This is a genomic window from Streptomyces ziwulingensis, from assembly GCF_039542605.1.
Lineage (GTDB): Bacteria > Actinomycetota > Actinomycetes > Streptomycetales > Streptomycetaceae > Streptomyces > Streptomyces ziwulingensis.
In genome coordinates this window covers 1-4234 of record NZ_BAABIG010000065.1, presented here as the reverse complement: position 1 = coordinate 4234, position 4234 = coordinate 1, and the positions used below count along the sequence as shown (strand labels likewise).

Annotated in this window: 2 protein-coding genes; both read left to right on the top strand. The window is 72.7% G+C overall.

Going from position 1 to position 4234, the window contains the following annotated elements; genetic code table 11:
* Positions 1-2668, top strand: a 2668-nt coding sequence (locus ABEB00_RS28045; RefSeq protein WP_345623206.1) for a type I polyketide synthase, incomplete at its 5' end; no start/stop codon positions are given.
* Positions 2669-2740: 72 nt separating this feature from the next.
* The coding region (locus tag ABEB00_RS28040) for a type I polyketide synthase (RefSeq protein WP_345623204.1) at positions 2741-4234 on the top strand (1494 nt) is incomplete at its 3' end.

Genomic DNA, 4234 nt, shown 5'->3' with positions numbered 1-4234 from the left:
ACGCCTGCAACTGTCCGTCGCGGCCGCCGACGACTCGGGACGACGCGAGTTCAGCGTCCACACCAGGCCGGACGACGATCCCGAAGCGCCGTGGACCCAGCACGCCACGGGCACGCTCGCGACCGGCTCGCCCGTCGCCGGCTCGCAGTCTGTGCCGGCGCCCGAGTGGCCACCACGAGGTGCGGTCGAGACGGCTCCGGACACCGTCGGGGTGTACGAGTCGCTCGCCGAGCAGGGGTATGCGTACGGTCCCGCGTTCCAGGGCCTGCGCCGCCTGTGGCGTCACGACGACGACATCTTCGCCGAGGTGGCCCTACCCGACGACTGGAACGGGCGGGGGGACGCACACGACGGCGAGGAGAGCGCGTACGCCCTGCACCCGGCCCTTCTGGACGCGACCCTGCACGCCCCGATGCTGACCGCGCTTGAGGATGCCGCGGCTCCCGCCCTGCCGTTCTCCTGGAGTGGCGTACGGCTGCACGCCACGGGTGCCACGGAGCTGCGCGTGCGGTTCCACCGGACCGGGGCGGACACGGTGTCGGTGACGGCGGTCGACCGTGCCGGCGCACCGGTGTTCACGGCGGAGTCGCTGCGGTGGCGCGAAGTGTCCGCCGACGCCATGCGCGGCACACGCACGGCGTACCACGACGCGCTGTACCAGGTCGAGTGGACGGTCACGGCTCGACCACCGGGCGGTGCCGCCACCGCGCTCATGGATGACCCGCAGGCGTGGGCGCTCGTGGGGCCCGACGAGCTGGGTGTGGTGAACCGGCTCGGCGGGGCGCCCCGCCGGTACGAGCACACCGACGGGCTGCTGGAGGCGGTGGACGCCGGTACGCCGATGCCGGCCGTCGTCCTGGCGTCCCTTCCGGTGGCTCCCGTGACTCCTGTGGCTCCCGTGGCTCCCGTGGCCCACGGGACAGCACGGCCGGTGGTCGACGAGGTGCGTGCCCTGGCGCATCGCGTACTGCGGCTCGCCCAGGAGTGGCTCGGCGAGGACCGGTTCGATGCGGCCCGCCTGGTCGTCCTCACGCGTGGCGGTGTCGGGTTCGACGCCGCGGACCCCGCCGACCTCGCCCTCTCGTCCGCCTTGGCGCTCCTGCGGTCCGCCCAGACCGAGAACCCGGGCCGGATCGTCCTGGTGGACCTCGACGACGACAGCGAATCGTGGCAGACGCTGGCCGCGGCCCTGGCGACGGGTGAGCCACAGGTGGCGGTGCGCGCGGGTGAGCTGCGCGTTCCCCGGCTCGCCCGCGTGCCCGCGGACGACGAGGTGTCACCGGCCTCGTTCCTGCCCGTTCGCCCCTCGCCGGCCGAAGCCGGAGCCGCGCACGAGGGAACGGTGCTGATCACGGGTGCCACCGGCGTACTCGGTGGCCTGCTGGCCCGGCACCTGGTCACCGCGCACGGCGTGCGGCGCCTGCTGCTCGTCAGCCGCCGGGGGCCGGAGGCGGCCGGCGCGCAGGCGCTGCGGGAAGAACTGACCGAGCGCGGAGCGCACGTCGTGATCGCCGCCTGCGATGTCGGCGACCGTACGGCCGTCGCGGACCTGCTGGCCACCATCCCGCCGGAGCATCCGCTGACCGCGGTCGTCCATACCGCCGGTGTCGCCGACGACGGCGTCATCGGCTCGCTGACGCCCGAGCGGGTCGACGGGGTGCTGGGGCCCAAGGCGGCAGGCGCATGGCACCTGCACGAGCTGACCCGGGGCCGGGACCTGTCGGCGTTCGTTCTGTTCTCTTCGGCTGCCGCCGTGTTCGGTGCTCCCGGCCAGGCGAACTACGCGGCCGCCAACGCGTTCCTGGACGAACTGGCCCATCACCGGCACGCTCAGGGGCTCCCGGTGACCACCCTTTCCTGGGGGCTCTGGGCCCAGAGCAGCGGAATCACCGGCCATCTCGCCGAGGCGGACCTCCAGCGCATGGCACGCGCCGGGCTGGTGCCGCTCACCACGGAGGAGGGGTTGTCGCTGTTCGACACCGCGGTCGGGCTCCGGCGGCCCTGGACGCTGCCCGTGCGGCTCGACCGGAAGGCACTGCGCACCCAGGGCGAGGCACTGCCGCCCGTGCTGCGCGGCCTGGTGCGGACCACGCCCCGGCGCGGCGCCGCGGCCGGGCCGACGGCGGATCCAGGCTCGCTGGCCCAGCAGCTCGCCGCGCTCACGGCGGAGGACCAGGAGCGCGTCCTCACGGACCTCGTGTGCGGCCAGGCGGCCACGGTGCTCGGACACGGCGACCAGGCAGCCGTCGACCGCGAACGGCCCTTCAAGGAACTTGGCTTCGATTCGCTCACCGCCGTCGACTTCCGCAACCGTCTGACCGCGGTCACCGGACTGCGGCTCCCGGCCAGCCTGATCTTCGACTACCCGACCCCGCCGGCCCTCGCCGAGTATCTGCGGGCGGAACTCGTCGACTCGGGCGTGTCCCCCGAGAAGTACGTACTCGACCACATCGAGCAACTGGAAGCGGCGCTGGCGGCGGTCCGGCTGGACGACATAGCCCGCGCGCAGACGAAGGTGCGTCTGAAGGGTCTCCTGTCGCGGTGGGACGAGCAGAGCCAGGAGACGGCGGCGACACCGGTCGGCGACGTCACCGAAGGACTTCAGTCCGCGTCGGCCGAGGAGATCTACGACTTCCTCGGCAAGGAATTCGGCATCGCCCTCGACTGACCGAGGGGTGCGCGGCACCCCGAGCCGGAACCCCGAGCCTGCGGAATCACGACGAGCAGAGGAAGCTGCGAGATGGCCAACGACGACAAGCTCCTCGGATACCTCCAGCGGGTGACGGCGGATCTGTACGAGACCCGTCACCGCCTGCAGGAGCTCCAGGACCGGAACCAGGAGCCGATCGCGATCGTCGGCATGGCATGCCGCTACCCCGGCGGAGTGACATCCCCGGAGGACCTCTGGCGCCTGGTGGCCGACGGCACCGACGCGATCACCCCGTTCCCCACCAGGCGCGGCTGGGACGAGGACCTGTACGACCCCGACCCGGCCGCCCAGGGCCGGAGCTACGCCCGCGAGGGCGGATTCCTGCACGACGCCGACGAGTTCGACCCCGCTTTCTTCGACATGAGTCCGCGCGAGGCCCTCGGCACCGATGCGCAGCAGCGCCTCCTCCTTGAGATCGCCTGGGAGACGTTCGAACGCGCGGGCATCGCCCCCGCCACGGTGAAGGAGACACCGGTCGGCGTCTTCACCGGCGTCATGTACGGCGACTACGGCGTCCGGCTGCACGACATCCCCGACGGCTTCGAGGGCTATCTGCTGACGGGCAGCGCGGGCAGCGTCGCCTCCGGGCGCGTCGCCTACAACCTGGGCCTGGTGGGTCCGGCGGTGACCGTGGACACGGCCTGCTCGTCGTCGCTGGTGGCCCTCCACCTGGCGGCGCAGGCGCTGCGGTCCGGTGAGTGCTCCATGGCTCTCGTCGGCGGCGTGACGGTGATGTCGACCCCCGGCACCTTCATCGAGTTCAGCCGCCAACGCGGGTTGTCCCCCGACGGCCGTTGCAAGTCCTTCTCCGCCGGGGCCGACGGGGTCGGCTGGGGCGAGGGCGTGGGCATGCTGCTCCTGGAGCGGCTGTCCGACGCGCGGCGCAACGGGCACCGGGTCCTCGCGGTGGTGCGGGGTTCGGCGGTGAACCAGGACGGCGCCAGCAACGGCCTGACCGCACCCAACGGGCCGTCACAGCGGCGGGTCATCCGCCAGGCGCTGGTGACGGCGGGGCTCTCCAGCGCGGATGTCGACGTCGTGGAGGCGCACGGCACCGGGACGAAGCTCGGGGACCCGATCGAGGCCGAGGCGCTGCTCGCCACGTACGGGCAGGAGCGCGACGCCGAACGGCCGCTGTGGCTTGGATCATTGAAGTCCAACATCGGTCATACCCAGGCCGCGGCGGGTGTCGCGGGCGTGATCAAGATGGTGCTGGCGATGCGAGAAGGTGTCCTGCCGCGCACCCTCCACGCGGACGAGCCGTCACCGCACGTGGACTGGTCGTCGGGTGCGGTGGAACTGCTGCGCGAGGCGCGGGAATGGCCGGTGTCCGACCGTCCGCGCCGGGCCGGTGTCTCGTCGTTCGGTATCAGCGGGACGAATGCGCATGTGGTGCTGGAGCAGGCGCCCGCGGACGAAACGTCGGAAGCGGACGGCATTGATGTCGCTCCGGCGGTGGTGCCGTGGGTGGTCTCGGGGCGGACGCCCGAGGCCCTCCGGGACCAGGCGGAACGGCTCCGCGCC